Source organism: Acinetobacter calcoaceticus (genome assembly GCF_051947995.1).
Classification (GTDB): Bacteria; Pseudomonadota; Gammaproteobacteria; order Pseudomonadales; family Moraxellaceae; genus Acinetobacter.
The window spans coordinates 34514-53038 of the sequence record NZ_JBLVVH010000007.1; the positions used below are offsets into that span (position 1 = coordinate 34514).

The 18525-nt window shown below is 45.8% G+C and carries 14 protein-coding genes and 4 tRNA genes (1 of these 18 running past the window's edge); 8 read left to right on the forward strand and 10 right to left on the reverse strand.

Annotated features, from left to right (window positions below):
- From ACNQO6_RS13660 to ACNQO6_RS13675, 4 genes are all read left to right on the forward strand, one after another.
- A tRNA-Pro gene (locus tag ACNQO6_RS13660) sits at positions 1 to 54 on the forward strand; it begins 123 nt to the left of the window's first position.
- Positions 55 to 124: 70 nt separating this feature from the next.
- A tRNA-Arg gene (locus ACNQO6_RS13665) sits at positions 125 to 201 on the forward strand.
- 33 nt (positions 202 to 234) lie between these two features.
- Positions 235 to 310 (forward strand) — tRNA-His (locus tag ACNQO6_RS13670).
- Between the two features lie 4 nt (positions 311 to 314).
- Positions 315 to 391 (forward strand) — tRNA-Pro (locus tag ACNQO6_RS13675).
- Between the two features lie 152 nt (positions 392 to 543).
- Here ACNQO6_RS13675 and ACNQO6_RS13680 read toward each other — a convergent pair.
- Positions 544 to 999 (reverse strand): hypothetical protein, encoded by a 456-nt coding sequence (locus ACNQO6_RS13680; RefSeq protein WP_440209319.1) that lies wholly within the window; start codon positions 997 to 999, stop codon positions 544 to 546.
- 246 nt (positions 1000 to 1245) lie between these two features.
- Between ACNQO6_RS13680 and ACNQO6_RS13685 the strand changes: the two genes are divergently transcribed.
- Complete coding sequence (locus ACNQO6_RS13685; protein ID WP_440209320.1) at positions 1246 to 2850, forward strand: GMC family oxidoreductase; 1605 nt, start codon at positions 1246 to 1248, stop codon at positions 2848 to 2850.
- Between the two features lie 23 nt (positions 2851 to 2873).
- Here the strand turns inward: ACNQO6_RS13685 and ntrR are convergent, their stop codons facing one another.
- The 3 genes from ntrR to ACNQO6_RS13700 all read right to left on the reverse strand — a co-directional run bounded on the left by ntrR (position 2874) and on the right by ACNQO6_RS13700 (position 6341).
- Positions 2874 to 3629 carry an ADPR responsive transcriptional repressor NtrR gene (ntrR, locus tag ACNQO6_RS13690; RefSeq protein WP_440209321.1) on the reverse strand — a complete coding sequence of 252 codons (756 nt, stop codon included), beginning with the start codon at positions 3627 to 3629 and terminating at the stop codon, positions 2874 to 2876.
- A 320-nt stretch (positions 3630 to 3949) separates the two neighbouring features.
- On the reverse strand, positions 3950 to 5437 hold the full coding sequence (locus ACNQO6_RS13695) for a nicotinate phosphoribosyltransferase (RefSeq protein ID WP_440209322.1): 1488 nt from the start codon (positions 5435 to 5437) through the stop codon (positions 3950 to 3952).
- 25 nt (positions 5438 to 5462) lie between these two features.
- Positions 5463 to 6341: a phosphoribosyltransferase family protein gene (locus ACNQO6_RS13700; RefSeq protein ID WP_440209323.1), complete on the reverse strand. Its 879-nt coding sequence runs from the start codon at positions 6339 to 6341 to the stop codon at positions 5463 to 5465.
- 346 nt (positions 6342 to 6687) lie between these two features.
- Between ACNQO6_RS13700 and ACNQO6_RS13705 the strand changes: the two genes are divergently transcribed.
- The gene (locus tag ACNQO6_RS13705; RefSeq protein WP_396514458.1) at positions 6688 to 7863 is read left to right on the forward strand and encodes a zinc-binding dehydrogenase; all 1176 of its coding nucleotides are present in this window, start codon (positions 6688 to 6690) and stop codon (positions 7861 to 7863) included.
- A 69-nt stretch (positions 7864 to 7932) separates the two neighbouring features.
- Here ACNQO6_RS13705 and ACNQO6_RS13710 read toward each other — a convergent pair whose 3' ends face one another.
- From ACNQO6_RS13710 to betI, 4 genes are all read right to left on the reverse strand, one after another.
- Positions 7933 to 8715 carry a TorF family putative porin gene (locus tag ACNQO6_RS13710; RefSeq protein WP_009512450.1) on the reverse strand — a complete coding sequence of 261 codons (783 nt, stop codon included), beginning with the start codon at positions 8713 to 8715 and terminating at the stop codon, positions 7933 to 7935.
- Positions 8716 to 8782: 67 nt separating this feature from the next.
- Positions 8783 to 10477: a choline dehydrogenase gene (betA, locus tag ACNQO6_RS13715; protein WP_440209324.1), complete on the reverse strand. Its 1695-nt coding sequence runs from the start codon at positions 10475 to 10477 to the stop codon at positions 8783 to 8785.
- A 90-nt stretch (positions 10478 to 10567) separates the two neighbouring features.
- Positions 10568 to 12040: a betaine-aldehyde dehydrogenase gene (gene betB / locus ACNQO6_RS13720; protein ID WP_032868102.1), complete on the reverse strand. Its 1473-nt coding sequence runs from the start codon at positions 12038 to 12040 to the stop codon at positions 10568 to 10570.
- A complete protein-coding gene (gene betI, locus ACNQO6_RS13725) occupies positions 12033 to 12659 on the reverse strand; it encodes a transcriptional regulator BetI (protein ID WP_199949642.1) in 627 nt (208 codons plus the stop codon). The genes betB and betI overlap by 8 nt, the downstream gene beginning before the upstream one ends.
- A 264-nt stretch (positions 12660 to 12923) precedes the next feature.
- On the opposite strand from betI, the gene ACNQO6_RS13730 reads away from it, so the two are divergent.
- Both ACNQO6_RS13730 and ACNQO6_RS13735 read left to right on the forward strand, forming a co-directional pair.
- Positions 12924 to 14534: a BCCT family transporter gene (locus ACNQO6_RS13730; RefSeq protein WP_440209325.1), complete on the forward strand. Its 1611-nt coding sequence runs from the start codon at positions 12924 to 12926 to the stop codon at positions 14532 to 14534.
- Positions 14535 to 14650: 116 nt separating this feature from the next.
- On the forward strand, positions 14651 to 16711 hold the full coding sequence (locus tag ACNQO6_RS13735; protein ID WP_343579735.1) for a choline transporter: 2061 nt from the start codon (positions 14651 to 14653) through the stop codon (positions 16709 to 16711).
- A 53-nt stretch (positions 16712 to 16764) separates the two neighbouring features.
- Here ACNQO6_RS13735 and ACNQO6_RS13740 read toward each other — a convergent pair whose 3' ends face one another.
- Together ACNQO6_RS13740 and ACNQO6_RS13745 are read right to left on the reverse strand one after the other, a co-directional pair.
- Positions 16765 to 17220 carry a hypothetical protein gene (locus ACNQO6_RS13740; RefSeq protein WP_343579734.1) on the reverse strand — a complete coding sequence of 152 codons (456 nt, stop codon included), beginning with the start codon at positions 17218 to 17220 and terminating at the stop codon, positions 16765 to 16767.
- Between the two features lie 42 nt (positions 17221 to 17262).
- On the reverse strand, positions 17263 to 18504 hold the full coding sequence (locus ACNQO6_RS13745; RefSeq protein WP_440209326.1) for an MFS transporter: 1242 nt from the start codon (positions 18502 to 18504) through the stop codon (positions 17263 to 17265).
- Positions 18505 to 18525: the final 21 nt, after the last annotated feature.

An 18525-nucleotide genomic window follows, 5' to 3' on the forward strand; every position in this document is an offset into this window, starting at 1 on the left:
TGCACCTGGTTTGGGACCAGGGGGTCGTAGGTTCGAATCCTACTGCTCCGACCATTTAAAATAATGTTGTAAAACATTAGTTTAAGATCGGCGAAGTATCGCTTGATATTATTATCATCGTTATGCGCCTGTAGCTCAGTTGGATAGAGCATCCGCCTTCTAAGCGGATGGTCACAGGTTCGAATCCTGTCAGGCGCGCCATTTGGTCGCTTGGTACATAGGACCAATATTGTGGTGGATGTAGCTCAGTTGGTAGAGCCCCGGATTGTGATTCCGGTTGTCGTGGGTTCGAGCCCCATCATTCACCCCACACTCGGAGCATAGCACAGCCTGGTAGTGCACCTGGTTTGGGACCAGGGGGTCGTAGGTTCGAATCCTACTGCTCCGACCATCATCTTAAAGATGAGATAAAATGCCGCTAATTTAGCGGTTTTTTTACGTCTATTTTTTTATTTCCACTCCAACTTCCTTTGCTTTAAAGTGAGGAGTGTGGTCTTAGTCATATTCAGAGCGAAAGCTATTTTTAAATAATCTTATCTATAATTAACAATTTGAATTGGGTTGTGTTTCCATATATTCCTCAATTATTTCAAATGCTCCATTTTCATTCGGTTCAATCGTCATATAGTAACCTGTATCGGTATAGCACTTTTTTGTTGAATAACGATCTGCCTTAATTTTATATTTTTTAGCTAGAGGTATGATTTCTATATTTGAAAACTTGCTATGATCATCGCCAGCTTTGGCAATTGGCATGAGTTTATTAATCAACATTTTCCACTGTAAACCGGTAAGCTCTATGCTTCTTTCTAGACCATGCGGATATTTCCGGTAGGTATATATTTTTGCAGAATCAGCATATAAGTCCCCAAGCGCAGGATCAAAATGTTCTCCTAATGCGATATAGTGATTAAAGAATTCTTTGGGGGCTGGGTTGGCGAATACAATCTGGGTTATAAGTATACAAGGGATAAGGTATATTAATTGATTGATTTTCATAAAGTATCAACTCGAATTCGTTTTATTATTAACATATTCTAGAATGTTTAATAATAAAGCTAAATCATTCTTGAGAAAAATAGATAAATTCTTTTAAGGTTTTTTTAAATAAATTATTGTGATTCTAGGCATATCCAGTTAACGTGCATTTTATGTATTAACTTGTTTATACAACGATAACAGTATTGAAATGCCGGATTTGGCATACTATTGCCGCTTTTTAAAAAGAAAAAACAGAGTATTGAGATGACACAAATAGCTTTTGATTTTGTAATTATAGGTGGTGGTTCAGCAGGTTCGGTGCTGGCTGGACGATTAACAGAGAACCCGAATATTTCGGTATGTTTATTAGAGGCGGGTGGAGAGGGGAATAGCTGGCTGGTGAATACACCTGCTGCTGCTGTCATCAGTATTCCCACTAAAATTAATAACTGGGCATTTGAAACCATTCCTCAAAAGGGCCTGAATGGTCGTCGAGGTTATCAACCGCGTGGTAAATGTTTGGGTGGAAGTTCTGCGGTCAATGCCATGGTGTATATCCGTGGACATCGTAGTGACTATGATCACTGGGCTGCATTAGGCAATACGGGTTGGTCATATGAAGACGTACTGCCATATTTCAAGAAATCAGAGCATAACGAGCGTATCCATAATGAATATCATGGTCAGCATGGCCCCTTAAATGTCAGTGAGTTATATTCAGATAACCCTTATCAGAAAACTTTTATTGAGGCGGCAAAGCAGGTCGGCTATCCGCTGAATGATGATTTCAATGGTGCGGAACAAGAAGGTTTAGGTGTTTATCAGGTCACCCAGAAAAAAGGCGAGCGCTGGAGTGCAGCACGTGGCTATTTATTCCCGTATATTGGAAAACGACCGAATCTGCATGTGATCACCCAAGCTAAAGTTTCACGCATTGTGATTGAAAATGGTCGAGCAGTGGGCGTTGAGTATAAGCATAAAGGTCAGAGTACAGTCATTAAAGCCAACAAGGAAGTGTTGTTATCTGCGGGAGCCTTCCAGTCACCGCATATCTTGATGCTTTCTGGTATTGGTCCACGTCAGGAGCTGGAAAAGCACGGCATTCCAGTGGTGAAAGAGCTTGCGGGAGTGGGTGAAAACCTACATGACCATCCTGATTTTATCTTTGCCTATAAAACCAAGCTGATGGATGGCACCTTTGGGGTTTCAATGGGGGGCAGCCTGGATCTGTTTAAGCAGATTGGACTGTACCGTAAAGAGCGTCGTGGTCTGCTCACCACCAACTATGCCGAGTGTGGTGGTTTCTTAAAAAGCCGTCCTGAGTTGGATAAACCGAACCTGCAATTACACTTTGTGATCGCCGTGGTGGATAACCATGCCCGAACCATGCATATGGGGCACGGGATTTCCTGTCACGTCTGTTTGTTAAATCCACGGGCGCGCGGTTCAGTCAAACTCAGCGGTAAGCATGTCGATGATCCATTGCTGATCGACTTTAAATTCCTTGAGGATGAACAGGATCTTCAGGATTTGGTCGATGGTTATAAAGTCACGCAAAAGTTGATGCAGGCGCCTGCTTTACAAGACAAAATCAAAGAAGATATGTTCACGGCCAATGTAAAAACCGATGACGAAATCCGCGAGGTTTTACGCCAGCGTGTCGATACGGTTTATCATCCGGTCGGCAGTTGTAAAATGGGTGTGGATGAGATGGCTGTAGTTGATCCAGAGCTTAAAGTGTATGGCGTTGAAGGACTACGTGTAATTGATGCCTCCATTATGCCAACTGTGGTCAATGGCAATACCAATGCGCCTACGATCATGATTGCAGAGAAAGCGGTAGACATGATCCGCCAGAGCTGGAAATAAGTGTTTAGAGCTAAGGTTTTGCCTTAGCTCTTTTCATGTTCAGTTGGGTTGCGTGGTGTTTCCAGCATCCGTGGAAACGTAAAGTGATAATGCTCGAGTGCATAGCGAAACAGTTGTGCAGGTCGCTTGCCGACAATTTTTTGCTGGCCCGTCTCTTCAACTGCACCAGCCTCTTGCATGCGCCGTCTAAAGGATTTTTTTTCTAAGCTATGCCCTAAAATAATTTCATAAATGTTCTGTAATTCGGTCAAGGTAAATACTTCTGGCATCAAGCTGACCGGCAACGTGGTATATCGGGTTTTATTGCAAAGACGCTCAAATGCCAGCTGCAGTAACTGTTTGTGATCAAAGGCCAAATCCAGCTGTAATGCCTGATCGATTGAAAGCCATTGACTGTGTTCTGCAGTGCCGGTGGCTTGAATTGCAAATTTTTCAAAATCAATCAGAGCGAAATATAAAGCAGTGATGGACCAGCCGCGTGGATCACGATGTTGATTGCCAATGGTTTCAACCTGTTCCAGATAAGGCGATTGAATGCCTGTTTTTTCTAGTAGTTTACGATGCGCTGTTGCCATTAAATCCGGATCGGTTTTTAAATCGACAAAGCCGCCGGGAAGGGCCCATTTGCCTTTTTCAGGGAAGTTGGAGCGCTGGATCATTAACACCTGTAACTGACCTTTTGCTACAGAAAAAATTGCCATATCGACCGTAAACAGCGGGGTGTCATAGTCTGTTTTTTGATAGTGGGCAAGGTATTCTTGTTCGGAAGCGTGGGTCACGGTTTAAACATCTCGGGCATTTGATCTGAGATTGAGTATAAATGATTTTAGATGGCGTGAGATGTTTGCTTCTGTGATGTAGGTATCAAGCTGTAAGTTAAGATGTAAAACTCGAAAGTGCCACTGGTAGGTTATCTCCCTGTTGGGCTGCGGTAACAGGCAGGTACCGTCAGCCCGTGAGTAGCGAGTTAAACTGCGCAAGATTTTTTATTGGCTTGGCACTCTATTCTCCTTTTTTCAAAAGCTAACAGATGCCTGTTTGACAGATAGATGTGTCATCAATCTTGATGTAGCAATATGGCTGCATTGAAAGAGATTTTTCACATTAATCTTTCCCGAATCTGATCAAGCGAGCATTCTCTTAACAATTGGCCATTTTCAAATACCGGTTGCAGTGCGCCCATATTCTCCTGTTCAACGCTTTGCTGATCAAATAACTCAAAACCATTCTCGGTCTGTTCAACCCGTAATAAACCCTTGGCTGATTTTTTAACCCCTGAGTCGGTTACCGGGTCTTTGAACAGTTCACGCCCAACACCGTTGACCTGCCCCCAAGTGGCCTTGACGGCAAAACCAAAGCTATCGCGGGTCAGATAGTTATAGGTATAGCTACCGATGCCAAACACCAGATTATTGGAAGCAAAGCCTTTGGCTTGCAAACCTTTTAGGATATTTTGGGCACGCTCCAGGGTAATCGAGTCACCATAGATCAAACCGACACGCTCGTTAAGGACTTTATAGCCTTGCGCTGTTTCGGTACCGCCAAAAATTTCCCATAGACATTGCACTGCACCTTTATAAGCAGGACTGTCTCGCTCTGCCTCAGGATCACCGCAGATAATTTTCACAGGATCACCTGAGTCTGGACGGAACACCACTTTGGCAAGTCCGAGCGCATTCGGTTGGCGTTTTAAAATCTCTGTTTTTAATGCCACGCTAAATTCAGTGATGACACGCCAGAAATCCCAGGTATCAGATACGATACTGACCACACCGGCAGGATAGAGCTCGCAGATCAGACGTCTAAAGGTCTCGATTTCACTTTCTTCACTGCCCATGCACATCACACTGTGTTCTGTGGCAGGCACAGAAACGCCTACGATACCTGTGGCATTGTAGTATTCTTCGGCATAGTCAATCGAAGCGACCGAGTCTGTACCGATAAAACTGGTCAAGTGACCGACGCCTGACTGGGCTGCATCATAGATCCCACTCATGCCACGGCTACTAAAATCATGGCCTTGAACCGGAACAAAGTCTAAAGGTGCGCCCGTCTTTTCTGCATATTGGGTCAACAAGCGTTTGTATTCATAGGAAATGCTGGCCGTGGTACAGCTTTTCCATAATTCAGCACTGAGCACGGTTTCAATATAATTGGTTAACCAGAAGAAATTCGGGTCGGTGTTGATAATGGTCAATAGCGGCACTTTGATATTGACCCGGCTACCTTCTGGCAAGGCTTTAATTTTTAATGGTAAATAACCGAGATCGTGCAAGGTTTCGATGTGCTCGACCGGCACTGCGCCTTCACCTAATGCATTGTCCATACGGCGTTGATAGGCTGCCACCACTTTGGCTTTAGGTTGATTGAAGAAGCCTTCGTTCCAGGTTTCAATCAGAAAGTGCTTGATAAAGCCCTGTAGACCAAAAAATACAATCTTGTCATCAAAATCAGGCAGCATTTTGGCTAGACGTGATGAACGCGGAGTAAAGTTGGCATAAACGTATTCAGTTCCCACTGGATACTGACGACGGTGATCTGCTTTATAGAAATCAATTGCATTGAGCGGGTTAATTTTAATACTCATTTTTATTGGCCTCGTGCTTTAAATCTTAATTTTGAAAATTGATGATGTTGAGTTTGCTTGCTTCTGCTTGTGGCAGGCTATTGCTGGTAAAGACTTGATCAACCAAGCCATCAAAGACCGCCAGACCTTTGCTAAAAATGCCATGGGTGACATACAAAATAATGTTTTGGCAGTTTAGGCTGCGGAGTTGCTTGGCAATCCCGATAAAAGTGGCACCACCGTCACAAATGTCATCGGTAATCACGGCTGTTTTCCCTGTCAAATCAGGGCTATCCACCGCAGTTGTGCTAATTTTCCCCGTACTTGGGTCGCGTTTCTTTTCACAGTGAATCACTTCAATGGCGTGTTGGCGTTGCGGGTTGATGCCGTTGGCAATGGCTTGGGTGCGTTGTGCTGCGCCTGCATCAGGGCAGATCAATACCGTATTGTCAGCGCTTAAAATCTGCATCAATGCTGGGCTTTGCTGGATGATCTCGATGGGCTCGATATTGATCACTTCTTGAAAACAGGTATTTTTGCGTAACAGCTCAAGGGTCACTGGGCTATGGCAATCCCACACCACAATTTTCTGACGCTGTCCTGCAAATTTTTCACTATTGCTATTCAATAACTTGGTCATTAAATCCAGTGAAAAGGCCTGACCTTGTGCACAGATACGATCTTGACGTGCATAGGGAAAATAAGGGATTTCTACGGAAAGGTGAGTGCCTTGTTCAAGTAACACATTTTCCAGTAATAGATAATCCATCACATCTGCACTGTTCTGTAGAGATGCTTTGATCTGAGTGTCAGCTGTTAATTGGTTTAATAACTCAGGTTGTAGTTGAATATGACGTTCACCACCTGAAAACTGCAAAAACTCGATGGGAACATTGGCTTGAGCTGTCATAAGTTGAATCGTCATGTTGAGCTTCTCTTTTATAGTGGCTTAAAGCCAGTAAATATATATTGGCATAATGACACTATTAAATGCAAGGCTTAAATTTGATCGTTTTAATCAAAACAGACACATTGTTTAAAAATATCGATGCATCTATTTGAAGTTAAATGAGAATAATTTTTAAACTTTTTTTAATGCATTCGCGATCACGAGGGGGCTGACTTTGTTGCTGCGATATATTGATATTTAGGTCATGGTTTTTGACAATTATCCTTGTCAGGATTGAGTTGTGTATTGTTTGCTTGGCATTGCAACAGGTCAAAGTGCTCAAGGTAAACAAGGTGAATAAAACAAAAAAGGAAAGCATCCGATGAAATCTCTGATTTGTCATAACGCTGAGTTAAAACTGGAAGACAGTCTTCAATTGGTTCCTGCAAAGGGACAAGTCTTACTTGAAGTGGTCCGTTGCGGGATTTGTGGTTCAGATTTACACATGCAGCATCACTGTGATCACATGCATGATCTGGCTGCGCGTGTCGGTTTTAATGGAGTAGCAAAGTCCTCGGATAAACTGGTGTTTGGTCATGAGTTCTGTGGCAAAGTTTTAGACTACGGCCCAAAAACACGACGTAAACTGAAAGCAGATACGCTGGTTTGTGCCATGCCTTTATTAAATGTCGATCCGCAAGGTTATATGCCGACTGGGCTGTCACCGAGTGCTTCAGGGGGATATGCCGAGCAGGTACTGGTGCAATCCAGCTTGATGTTTGCCGTACCAAATGGTCTGGACGCGGATCGTGCTGCCTTGACCGAGCCGATGGCTGTTGCCTTACATGCGGTACGTCGCAGCCGGATCAAGAAAAATGAGCCTGCCATTGTGATCGGTTGTGGCCCTGTTGGTCTGGGGGTAATTCTTATGCTCAAGGCGGCAGGTGTTAAAACCGTGGTTGCCAGTGACTTCTCGCCGAACCGCCGTCGTCTGGCTGAGCAATGTGGTGCGGATATCTTGATTGATCCTCAACAGCAATCGCCATTTAGTAACTGGAAAGAGCTTGGCTTATTAGGCAATGTTTCAGAAGCGATTAATATGGGCATGGGGATTTTTGACAAGGTTCAGACTTACTCACTACCTTGGGTCAATGCCATGCGCGTTGGCGATAAACTCGGCGTATTACCGAAACGTCCGGTGATATTTGAATGCGTGGGTGTGGCTGGGATCATGCAGCAGATTCTGGAGGGTGCACCGCTGTTCTCACGGATTATCGGCGTGGGGGTGTGCATGCAAAGCGACAAGATTGAACCTGCATTGGCGATTAATAAGGAACTGGAAATCCAGTATGTGCTGGGCTATACCCCGCTGGAATTCCGTGACACCCTGCATATGATTGCGGAAGGTAAGGTTGATTGTTCACCGTTGATCACTGGTGTCGTAGGACTGGAAGGGGTGAGTCACGCCTTTGAAGCCTTACGTGATCCAGAGCAACATGCCAAGATCCTGATCGATCCAAAACGGGCGGGTTCAGGCATTGAATTGATCAAGTCTTAACCGTAGAAATGAGAAAAGCCGCTGTCAATGGAGCGGCTTTTTGATTGAGCTTTGATTGATACTGCCTGATTAAAAGGTTTTGGTCAGTGAGAATGTTACGGTGGAATCAATCGGATTCGAGACCTTGGCATTGGGATTGCCATTGCTATATTGCTGATAAAAACCGTCTTTATCCCAGGCTTTGCTATAGATCAGGCTGCCGGAAAGGTTATAGGGTAATTCTTTGTTCACTGCAAAACTGGCATCCTGAAAGTTGGCTGCCGAAAAGTTTTTTATACGCTGATTGCCGTAATGGGCATTCACTGACCAGCCTTGAGTAATGGGCTGATACCAGTTTACATCCAGATAACCTGAGCCACGTGAGTGCTTATTATTGCCGATGCCTAAGGTATCTGAGTTATTGCCAAAATAGTCCTGTGTATAGGTAATCGCATATTTTACGCTGAGCGGCCCGTAACTGATTTCAGGAATGATTTCTCCATAGTCAAAGCGGGTGTTGCCTGTGTCAGCCGTGGTTTTTGCGCCTGGATAATAGTAATAGGCGACTTTAGTGCCGACGGTAAAATCCCCGATGGTACGGCTATACCCCGTGTACACATCCCACTCAACTGATGCATCTCGAATAAAATGATCGCTTACGGTCGATGCCCAGGTACCTGCATAAAAACCGCTGTCATGGTTGTAGTCCAGCCCCCCTTGCAAGGCAGCTTTGCCCCAGGTTTGCTGGAAACCACGTGAGACGTATTGGCTGGCAGCGGTGAGATTGGCAGAGTAAGGTGAGGTGGGTTCAGTGGCGTGGGTGCTTTGAAAATAAAAAGCCAAGGGTGCAATTACAAACAACGTTTTTTTCATCATTTCTCCCTGAATGAAGTGAAACCCGAAGCCGAAGCCCCGGGTATTCCCTAGAGGAATTTCCTTTTTATTGTATTGGACGTAACGGCGCTTGGCGTGCCGGGGTTGTACCCGCTTTGTAATAACCCGCTTCTGAACGCGGCAGTTTTTTGCCCCGGATCTGATCGGCAATTTTTTCTGCGATCATGATGGTGGTGGCATTCAGGTTACCGGTAATGATCAATGGCATGATGGATGCATCGACCACACGTAAGCCTTGTACGCCGTGAACGCGACCTTGACCATCGACCACTGCCATATCATCTTCACCCATTTTACAGCTACATGATGGATGGAACGCGGTTTCGGCATGGGTACGCACGAACTCATCCAGCTCGGCATCGGTCTGGATATGTTTGCCCGGGCTGATTTCTTCACCGCGATATGGATCAAGCGCAGGTTGCGCCATGATTTCACGGGTGATACGGATCGCATCACGGAACTCGCGCCAGTCCTGTTCGGTTGACATATAGTTGAACAGGATACTTGGATGCTCAAACGGATCTTTTGATTTCAATTTGACCCGACCACGCGAAGGTGAACGCATTGAACCAACATGCGCCTGGAAGCCGTGTTCTTTCACCGCATTACTACCATTGTAGTTAATCGCCACAGGCAAGAAGTGGTACTGGATATTCGGCCAGTCAAATTCTTCCGAACTACGGATAAAACCACCCGCTTCAAACTGGTTGCTCGCGCCAACGCCGGTACCGTTGAATAACCATTCGGCACCAATCATAGGCTGGTTATACCATTGCAGGGCTGGGTAGAGTGAAACCGGCTTCTTACATTGGTATTGTAAATACATTTCCAGATGGTCTTGCAGGTTTTCACCAACACCCGGTAAATCATGGACCACATCAATGTCCATTGATTTCAGGAAGGTGCTTTCACCCACGCCTGAACGTTGCAGGATTTGTGGTGAGGCAATTGCACCGGCACACAGCAACACTTCACGTTTGGCCTGTGCCTGTTTCATATTGGCTTGATCTGCACCAATAATATATTCCACGCCTACTGCCTGCTTTTGATTAAACAGAATGCGGTTGGTGGTGGCATGCGTGACGATGGTCAGGTTTGGACGACCTTTGGCCATATCCAGATAACCACGTGCAGTACTTGAACGACGGCCATTTGGGGTCACGGTACGGTCCATTGGGCCGAAACCTTCCTGTTGATAGCCATTTAAGTCATCGGTACGTGGGTAACCCGCCTGTACGCCAGCTTCAACCATGGCATGGAACAGCTCGTTATTGCCATTTTTAGGCGTTGCCACTGACACAGGGCCATCACCGCCGTGATAATCATTGGCACCAATGTCACGGGTTTCAGCTTTTCTGTAATAGGGTAAACAGTCTGCATAGGTCCAGTCTTCCAGACCTTTCATGGTTGCCCACTGGTCCAGATCCATGGCATTACCACGGATGTAGCACATTCCGTTAATCAGGGAGGAACCACCTAAACCTTTACCACGACCACATTCCATACGGCGATTGTTCATGTGTGGTTCAGGATCGGTTTCATAGGCCCAGTTATAGCGACGGCCTTGTAATGGGAAGGCCAACGCAGCTGGCATTTGAGTACGGAAATCTAAACGGTAGTCTGGGCCACCAGCTTCCAACAATAAAACAGACACATCTTTATCTTCAGTCAGACGTGTTGCGAGCACATTTCCGGCAGATCCTGCGCCAATGATAATGTAATCGTATGCTTGAGTATTCATCGTTATCCCTTTTGTATTCTGGAGAGTGCCAGTGCCATCAGCTGATGGCAGGGCACATAGGATTAATCTTGAGGGGGAAGGGTGAGCGCATTAGAAAATGCTTTGATACTCACCTAACTCAACTTGAATCGATTTGATACGGGTATAATGGCCCAATGTGGTTAAGCCATTTTCACGGCCTACGCCTGATTGCTTATAGCCACCGACCGGCATTTCCGCAGGAGATTCACCCCAGGTATTGATCCAGCAGATGCCGGCTTCAAGCTGGTGAATAATGCGATGTGCCTTGGTAATGTCCTGAGTCACCACACCTGCTGCCAGACCGAAATCTGTGGCATTGGCACGGCGAATCACTTCTTCCTCGGTGTCATAGCTAAGAATGCTCATCACTGGGCCAAAGATTTCTTCCTGCACAATCGCCATGTCATCTCGGCAATCACTGAAAACGGTTGGTAATACATAGGCGCCTTTGGCCAGATCGCCTTCAGTAGCACGGCCACCACCGATCAGCACTTTCGCACCTTGCTGTTTGCCAGACTCGATGAATGACAACACTTTTTCCATATGCGGGAAGCTGGTGAGTGGACCAAAATTGGTTTGTTCAGCCATTGGATCACCGATACGGATACGTTTGACTCGTTCCACAATCGCTGCTTCAAAATCAGCCAGCATGGCTTTTGGTACAAATACGCGCGTGCCGTTGGTACACACCTGACCCGAACTAAAGAAGTTCGCCATCACTGCAATATCCGCAGCGCGGTCAAGATTGGCATCCTCACAAATAACCAGCGGAGATTTACCGCCAAGCTCCATGGTCACTTCTTTCAACGTTGAACCCGCAGCACTTGCCATGACTTTCTTGCCGGTTTCGACGCCGCCCGTGAACGAGATTTTTTCAATCACCGGATGTTCAGTCAGCCATTGGCCGATGTCACGACCCGCACCTTGCACCACGTTAAATACGCCGTCCGGCACGCCCGCTTCAGTATAGATTTCAGCAAGTTTGAATGCAGTCAGTGGTGTGGTTTCGCTTGGTTTGAAAATCATGGCATTTCCTGCAGCCAGGGCAGGAGCAGATTTCCACATTGCGATTTGAATTGGATAGTTCCAGGCACCGATACCAGCCACGACACCGAGGGGTTCACGACGGGTATAGAAGAAGCTTGATTCACGCAGGGGAACCTGTTCGCCTTGAATGGCGGTTGCAAGGCCTGCATAGTATTCAAGTACATCGGCACCGGTTACGATATCGACAGTCGATGTTTCGCTGTAGGCTTTACCGGTATCGAGGGTTTCGAGCTGGGCAAGCTCATCATTACGTTCACGTAAGATATCAACTGCACGACGCAGGATACGGGAACGCTCCATTGCCGTCATGGCAGCCCAGATTTTCTGGCCTTGTTGTGCGCTTTGAACAGCCGCTTCAATGTCTTGTTGTGAGGCTTGTTGAAGTGTTGCGATCACTTCACCGTTGGCAGGGTTAATACTGGTAAATGTTTTACCACTAGTCGCTGCGACATAACGTCCGTGGATATACAATTGATGAACTTGTGCATCACTCATTCTGTTTCTCCTGCAAAGGCTTGTTCGCAAATTGCAATTGCGTTTTTACATAATCGTAAGCAATGGAACGGGCCAGCTGACTGTCAAACTCATCATGACTGCTTAAACTGCCACGTAACCATAATCCGTCAATCAAAGCCGCCAATCCGCGGGCGGCAATGCTTGCCTGCTGTTTATCATCGACCAACATGAGGAAATAATGTTTCAGGTTGGAATACAGGCGTTGATCATTAATTCGTTGTAAACGTCCAAGTTCGGGAAGGTGCATACTGGCAGACCAGAAATCTAACCAGACCCGCATGGCTTGTTTGTTGACCTGACTGATATCAAAGTTGGAATCAATAATCGCCTTGATCTGACTTTCTGGATGCGCATCTGCTTCCGCTTTATATTGGTCAGTTTTCTGACGCAAAACGTTGAGCATTTCCTGCATACAGGTATTAATTAATCCCTGTTTGTCACCAAAATAGTGACTCACAATACCGGTTGATAGCTCGGCCTTTTTTGCAATCTGTGCAATGGTGGTATTGGATAACCCCACTTCAGAAATTACATAAAATGCGGCGTTAATGATTTCTTCACGTCGCACATGTTCCGGTTTTACTCTACGCTTTGTCATGCTTATCCATTTAAAGCCCTGCCAAGGTGCTTTTTATTCAACATTTCTCAATGTAGAGCATCATAACATTTTTTTATCATACTTTTTATTGATTGAACGTTCAATCAATAAAAAGTATAATCTGTAAAAATCAATGAATTTTTGCTAGGCAAGAATAGAACTAAAGTAATAAATGAAGGCTTCTTATGGATAAGCAGATAAGGGCTCAACAGAACTTATCTTGTTATTTTTTAAGAAAGTACACCAATTGCAAGGAGCAAGAATATGGTGTCAAAAAGTAATGATGGATCCGCATCCGAACCGATACGTTTAAATTTGTTTGTTTTTTGGAGCTCTGCAATCAGTATTGGCATTTTTGGCCTGTTGTTTGTGTTGTTTCCTGAGCAAAGCCAGTTCTGGCTGACTTATGTCCAAGGACAGGCTAACCAGCTATTTGGCTGGTATTACATGCTGGTCATTATTCTATGTCTCGGTTTTGTGGCTTGGCTAGCATTTTCGCGCGTCGGACAGATTCCATTAGGGCGCGATGACGACAAACCCGAGTTCGGTTACTTGGCCTGGGTTTCGATGCTGTTTTCAGCCGGAATCGGGATTGCCTTACTCTATTACGGCGTGGCTGAACCGGTGGATCACTTCTTGCGCCCCCCTGAAGGGACCGGCGGTACAGTACAGGCGGCACGCGATGCCATGATGTATAGTTTCCTGCACTGGGGGATTCATGGCTGGGTGCTATATGCCTTGCTCGGTGTGACGCTGGGTTATTTTGCCTTCCGCTTAGATTTGCCGCTGGCATTACGTTCTGCGCTGTATCCGATTTTTGGTGAGCGTATTTATGGTCTGGTCGGTGATTTTGTCGATGGTTTCGGCATATTGGCGACCGTTATTTCCCTTGTCACCAATCTGGGTATTGGCGCCTTGGTGCTGGTATCAGGGCTGCATTATCTGCTCCCCGACATTCCTAATAATAATACAACGCTGATTGCGGTGGTGTTATTGATGATGTTTGTAGCAACCATTACTACCGTGGTCGGCATTGAAAAAGGTCTGGCGTGGCTGTCACGTATCAATTTGCGTTTACTGTATGCCTTACTTTTATTTGTATTCCTGACAGGCCCAACCAATCATTTACTCAATGGTCTGGTGCAGAACACCGGTGATTACCTCGATCATTTCATTGTCAAAAGTTTTGATATGTATCTCTACAACAGCAAGGCAAGTGAATGGCAAGGTGCGTGGACAGTGTTTTACTGGGCATGGTGGATTGCTTGGGCGCCATTTGTCGGCATGTTTATCGCGCGTATTTCTAAAGGCCGTACCATTCGTGAAGTGGTGCTGGGCGTGTGTCTGGTACCGCTAGGTTTTACGCTGGCCTGGATCTCGATTTTCGGCAATACCGCGATTGACCTGATTTTAAACCAGAAGCAGCAAGCACTCGGCGATATGGTGTTGACCGATGCCGCTTTATCGCTATTCAAGCTTCTCGAATATTTACCGTTCAACCCCTATATTGCTGGCATTGTTGTGGTGATTTGTTTCGTCTTGTTTTTGACCCCGGTGGGTTCTGGTACACTCATGATCGCAAATCTGTCCTCGAAAGGGGGTAGCAATGAAAGTGATTCACCAGTTTGGTTAAGAGTTTTCTGGTCTGTGGTGATTACCATCGTCAGTATTGGCTTGCTTTTGGCAGGGAGTTTTCACTCCATGCAAAGCGCAGTGGTACTCTGTGGTTTGCCATTTTCCGTTATTATTTTGCTGTACATGTTTGGGTTAGCCAAAGCCCTGAAGCAGGATGCTTTTCGCCCTCAACCACCGCAAGCAATAGCGCCAGTAAAGCCACCATCACATTTTGCAACTGAAAAATCAGAAACATTGTAATTTGGGTAATGACTTTTATTTTTCATTTTTTATTCAGTCCCGTCTTTGCATTGAAGATGCAGTGGAAAGACGAGGATGAATATTTTCTTTTTGTTCTCTAACTCCCTGAGGATTGTATGGCAACAGATAATCCAAGAGCGGTTGATGATTCTACATTAGCGAATAAAGATCATTTGAATCGTGTGGTCTTTTATGTTTCAGCTCTACTTATTTTAACATTTGCACTTGTTACGATTTTTTTTAATGACTTTGCCAACCACATGCTGAATGTGGTGCTGGCCTGGGTTAGTGATAAATTTAGCTGGTACTACCTGTTAGCAGCGACACTTTATCTGGTCTTTGTGGTGTTTATTGCCTGTTCCCGTTATGGGGATATCAAGCTTGGCCCAAAGCATTCCAAACCTGAGTTCAGTCTACTGAGCTGGTCTGCCATGCTGTTTGCGGCAGGGATCGGGACAGACTTGATGTTCTTCTCGGTTGCAGAGCCGCTCTCCCATTATATGAATCCGCCTGTGGGCGAAGGCCAGACCTTTGAGGCGGCGCGTCAGGGCATGGTATGGACGCTATTCCACTATGGTTTAACCGGTTGGGGCATGTATGCGCTGGTCGGGATGGCGTTAGGTTACTTTAGTTACCGCTACAACCTGCCATTGACCATCCGTTCAGCCTTGTATCCGATTTTCGGCAATAAAATTGATGGTCCGATTGGTCATACCGTCGATACCGCTGCCGTGATTGGGACCATCTTCGGTATTGCGACCACCTGTGGTATTGCGGTGGTACAGATCAATTATGGTCTACATGTACTGTTTGGCTTACCAGAGAACCTGTGGATTCAGATTGCCCTGATTGCGGTCGCCGTGATTGTGACCATTATTTCAGTGACAGCTGGGGTCAATAAAGGCATCAAGATTTTATCTGAAATCAATATTTATGCTGCCATTGGCCTGATGCTGTTTGTACTGTTTCTTGGCAATACCGAGTTCCTGCTCAATGCGCTGGTACAAAACTTTGGCGATTATATTAGCCGATTCCCGAGTCTGGCACTGGAAAGCTTTGCCTTTGACCGTCCAAAAGACTGGATGAATAGCTGGACTCTATTCTTCTGGGCATGGTGGGTGGCGTGGTCTCCATTTGTGGGGCTGTTCCTTGCGCGAATTTCGCGTGGTCGTACCATCCGTGAATTTGTCTGCGGCACCTTGATTATTCCACTATTGTTCACCATTACCTGGTTATCTATTTTTGGGAATAGTGCCTTACATAGCGTGATCTTTGATGGCAATACCGCACTGGCACAAACGGTATTGACCGATCCGGCACATGGCTTCTATGACTTGCTGGCGCAATATCCAGGCTTTGCCTTTATTGCGGGCATTGCCACCATTACAGGTTTGCTATTCTATGTGACTTCAGCGGATTCTGGCGCTTTGGTGCTTGGTAATTTCACCACCAAATTCTCCAATGTCGATAATGACGCGCCGCGCTGGTTACGGATATTCTGGGCCACTGCGATTGGCTTGTTGACGGTTGCCATGCTGATGGCAAACGGCATTACCGCCTTGCAAAGTGCCACGGTCATCATGGGCTTGCCGTTTAGTTTTGTCATGTTGCTGGTGATGGCGGGTCTGTATAAGTCTTTGCGCTTAGAGGATTATCGTAAAGCCAGTCGCAGCCTGAATGCCGCACCTGTAGTGGGTAACGTGGATATTCTGAACTGGAAACAGCGTTTGTCGCGTGTGATGCACCATCCCGGCAGTAGCGAGACCCAGCGCATGCTCGACAGTGTGTGTAAACCTGCGGTGCAGACTGTGGCAGATGAACTGGTCAAGCGTGGCATGAGTGTTGAAGTGACTCAGGGTGAGGTGGAAGAGAGCGATAGCTTGTATCATCTTGATCTCACCATTTACATCGAAGAAGAGCATAACTTCGTGTATCAGATCTGGCCTGTGCGTTATATCGCGCCGACCTTCAGTGAGCGGGGCAAACGTGGCAAGCAACATTACTACCGTTTAGAGACCTTCCTGTATGAAGGTTCACAGGACAATGATCTGGTGGGTTACACCAAAGAACAGGTGATTAATGACATTCTGGATAAGTATGAACGTCATATGACTTTCCTGCATATCAACCGCATTAGTCCCGGCAACCGTCCGTTGTATCCTGATTCGCAAGATTAGTGTCAGCAATAAAAAAACCTCACGTCATGTGAGGTTTTTTTATGGAATGGCGATTATAAAGCGCCGTGTTGTTGCCAGGTTTCACCGGTTTCATAAGGCGCATATTTTTGTTTTAACTCATGCAGCGACTGGCTTTGATAGAGCGCAAAAATAATCATGATCAGGAATAAACCTGCCAGTTTGATCAGGCGTTTATTCTTATACTCATCGGAATATAAGTGGAAAATACAATAGAAAGCGACAATCAGATAAGTACAAAACAGGGAGTTTAGCACTAGATAAATCAATAGGATTGCGGTCAGCGCCGTGGCCATCCGGTTTTTTAAAGTGGTTGGATGAAGGCTGAGTACATTTAAGATCAGTAAGCCAAAAGAGGTCCAGAACAGATAAGCGCTACCGCCAATAATCACGATATAGACGGATTGCAGGCACAACAGTACCAGCCATACAAAAATGGAAACAATAATGAACCTGGATGCGCCAGAGGACGCGGGCAACGTGTGTTTCATATGACTTACATTGATTTTTCTAAAACAGCAATATAAAAGAATCTAAAAACGAAAATTAAATAACTCTCTGCTTCTGCTTCGGGTTAAAGCCACGCAGAGCAAAGAAAGTGTACCGCCGATCAACATTGCTGGCACCACGCTGAAAAAGCGTGTCATCACACTGGACTGCAGGGCGCCTAGCTCATTACTAGACGTGACAAAGATGCCATTAATGGCCGCAATACGTCCAAGCATGTCCTTGGGGGGAATAAGTTGCAGTATGGTTTGACGGATGACAATGTTGATACTGTCACAAGCCCCCATAATAATGAGAACTGCGACAGAAAAATAGAGGTGTCTGGTAACAGCGAATAACAATGTGCAACAACCGAATCCCGCAACCGCCAGCAGCATGATCTGCCAAGGCCTGTGTTTCGGGGGATAACGTACCAGAACGACCATCATGATCAGTCCACCAAACGCTGGTGCAGCGCGCAATAGACCGAAACCATCGGCGCCGATATGCAATACATCCTGTGCAAAAATGGGAAGCAGAGCAATGATGCCACCAAAAAACACCGAGCCAAGATCGAGGAACATGGCCCAGAAAATAATTTTAGTTTTAAAAATAAATTGCAGCGCCTGTCGCAGGCTTTGGGAAATCGATTCGCTCTGTAGTTGTGGAAATTGTCGTTTTTGTAAGCGCCATAGCACGAGACTACCAGTCGTAAATAATCCGGCGATGACCGCAAAGGTAATGTCCAGATTGAAATGGGCCAGTAAAAAGCCGCCGGTTACAGGGGCGAGGATACCGCTGGCCTGCCAGCACATGCTGGTCCATGTCGCGGCATTGGTATAAAGATGTTCAGGCACGACAAAAGGTCGTAACGAGTTAAAGCACGGGCTATAAATACCGCGAATGCAGCCAAATAAAAATAAAATGCTAAAGCTTGAAATCAGTAAGGCAGGCGTAGTGATTTGTCCAGCCTGAAACAGGTCGAAACACAGCCACAGGGTTAGGGAAAGGGGAATGGCGAGACTAAAGCTAATTTGCAAAATACGCTGGCGATTAAAACGGTCAGCGATATAACCGCCCCATAAGGACAGCACCAGAAAAGGTAAAAAATCCATGATTCCGACCAGCCCCAGCAGCAGTGGATTCTTGGTGATCTGATACAGATGAAAGGCGATCAGCACTTCCTGAATCAGCACCGCAAAGGTTAGGCAGCATTGATTCATCGTCAATAACTTGAAGTCACGACAGGCAAATGCAGCAAAAGCAGATGGGCTTACAGCAGAAGACATAGATTGAAGAAACAAAGAGAA

Coding starts and splice junctions, on each gene's coding strand:
- ACNQO6_RS13745 (WP_440209326.1), bottom strand. CDS start 18,504: ATGTCTTCTGCTGTAAGCCCATCTGCTTTTGCTGCATTTGCCTGTCGT.
- betA (WP_440209324.1), bottom strand. CDS start 10,477: ATGAATACTCAAGCATACGATTACATTATCATTGGCGCAGGATCTGCC.
- ACNQO6_RS13680 (WP_440209319.1), bottom strand. CDS start 999: ATGAAAATCAATCAATTAATATACCTTATCCCTTGTATACTTATAACC.
- ACNQO6_RS13685 (WP_440209320.1), top strand. CDS start 1,246: ATGACACAAATAGCTTTTGATTTTGTAATTATAGGTGGTGGTTCAGCA.
- ACNQO6_RS13735 (WP_343579735.1), top strand. CDS start 14,651: ATGGCAACAGATAATCCAAGAGCGGTTGATGATTCTACATTAGCGAAT.
- ACNQO6_RS13705 (WP_396514458.1), top strand. CDS start 6,688: ATGAAATCTCTGATTTGTCATAACGCTGAGTTAAAACTGGAAGACAGT.
- ACNQO6_RS13730 (WP_440209325.1), top strand. CDS start 12,924: ATGGTGTCAAAAAGTAATGATGGATCCGCATCCGAACCGATACGTTTA.
- ACNQO6_RS13695 (WP_440209322.1), bottom strand. CDS start 5,437: ATGAGTATTAAAATTAACCCGCTCAATGCAATTGATTTCTATAAAGCA.
- ACNQO6_RS13740 (WP_343579734.1), bottom strand. CDS start 17,220: ATGAAACACACGTTGCCCGCGTCCTCTGGCGCATCCAGGTTCATTATT.
- betB (WP_032868102.1), bottom strand. CDS start 12,040: ATGAGTGATGCACAAGTTCATCAATTGTATATCCACGGACGTTATGTC.
- betI (WP_199949642.1), bottom strand. CDS start 12,659: ATGACAAAGCGTAGAGTAAAACCGGAACATGTGCGACGTGAAGAAATC.
- ACNQO6_RS13700 (WP_440209323.1), bottom strand. CDS start 6,341: ATGACGATTCAACTTATGACAGCTCAAGCCAATGTTCCCATCGAGTTT.
- ACNQO6_RS13710 (WP_009512450.1), bottom strand. CDS start 8,715: ATGAAAAAAACGTTGTTTGTAATTGCACCCTTGGCTTTTTATTTTCAA.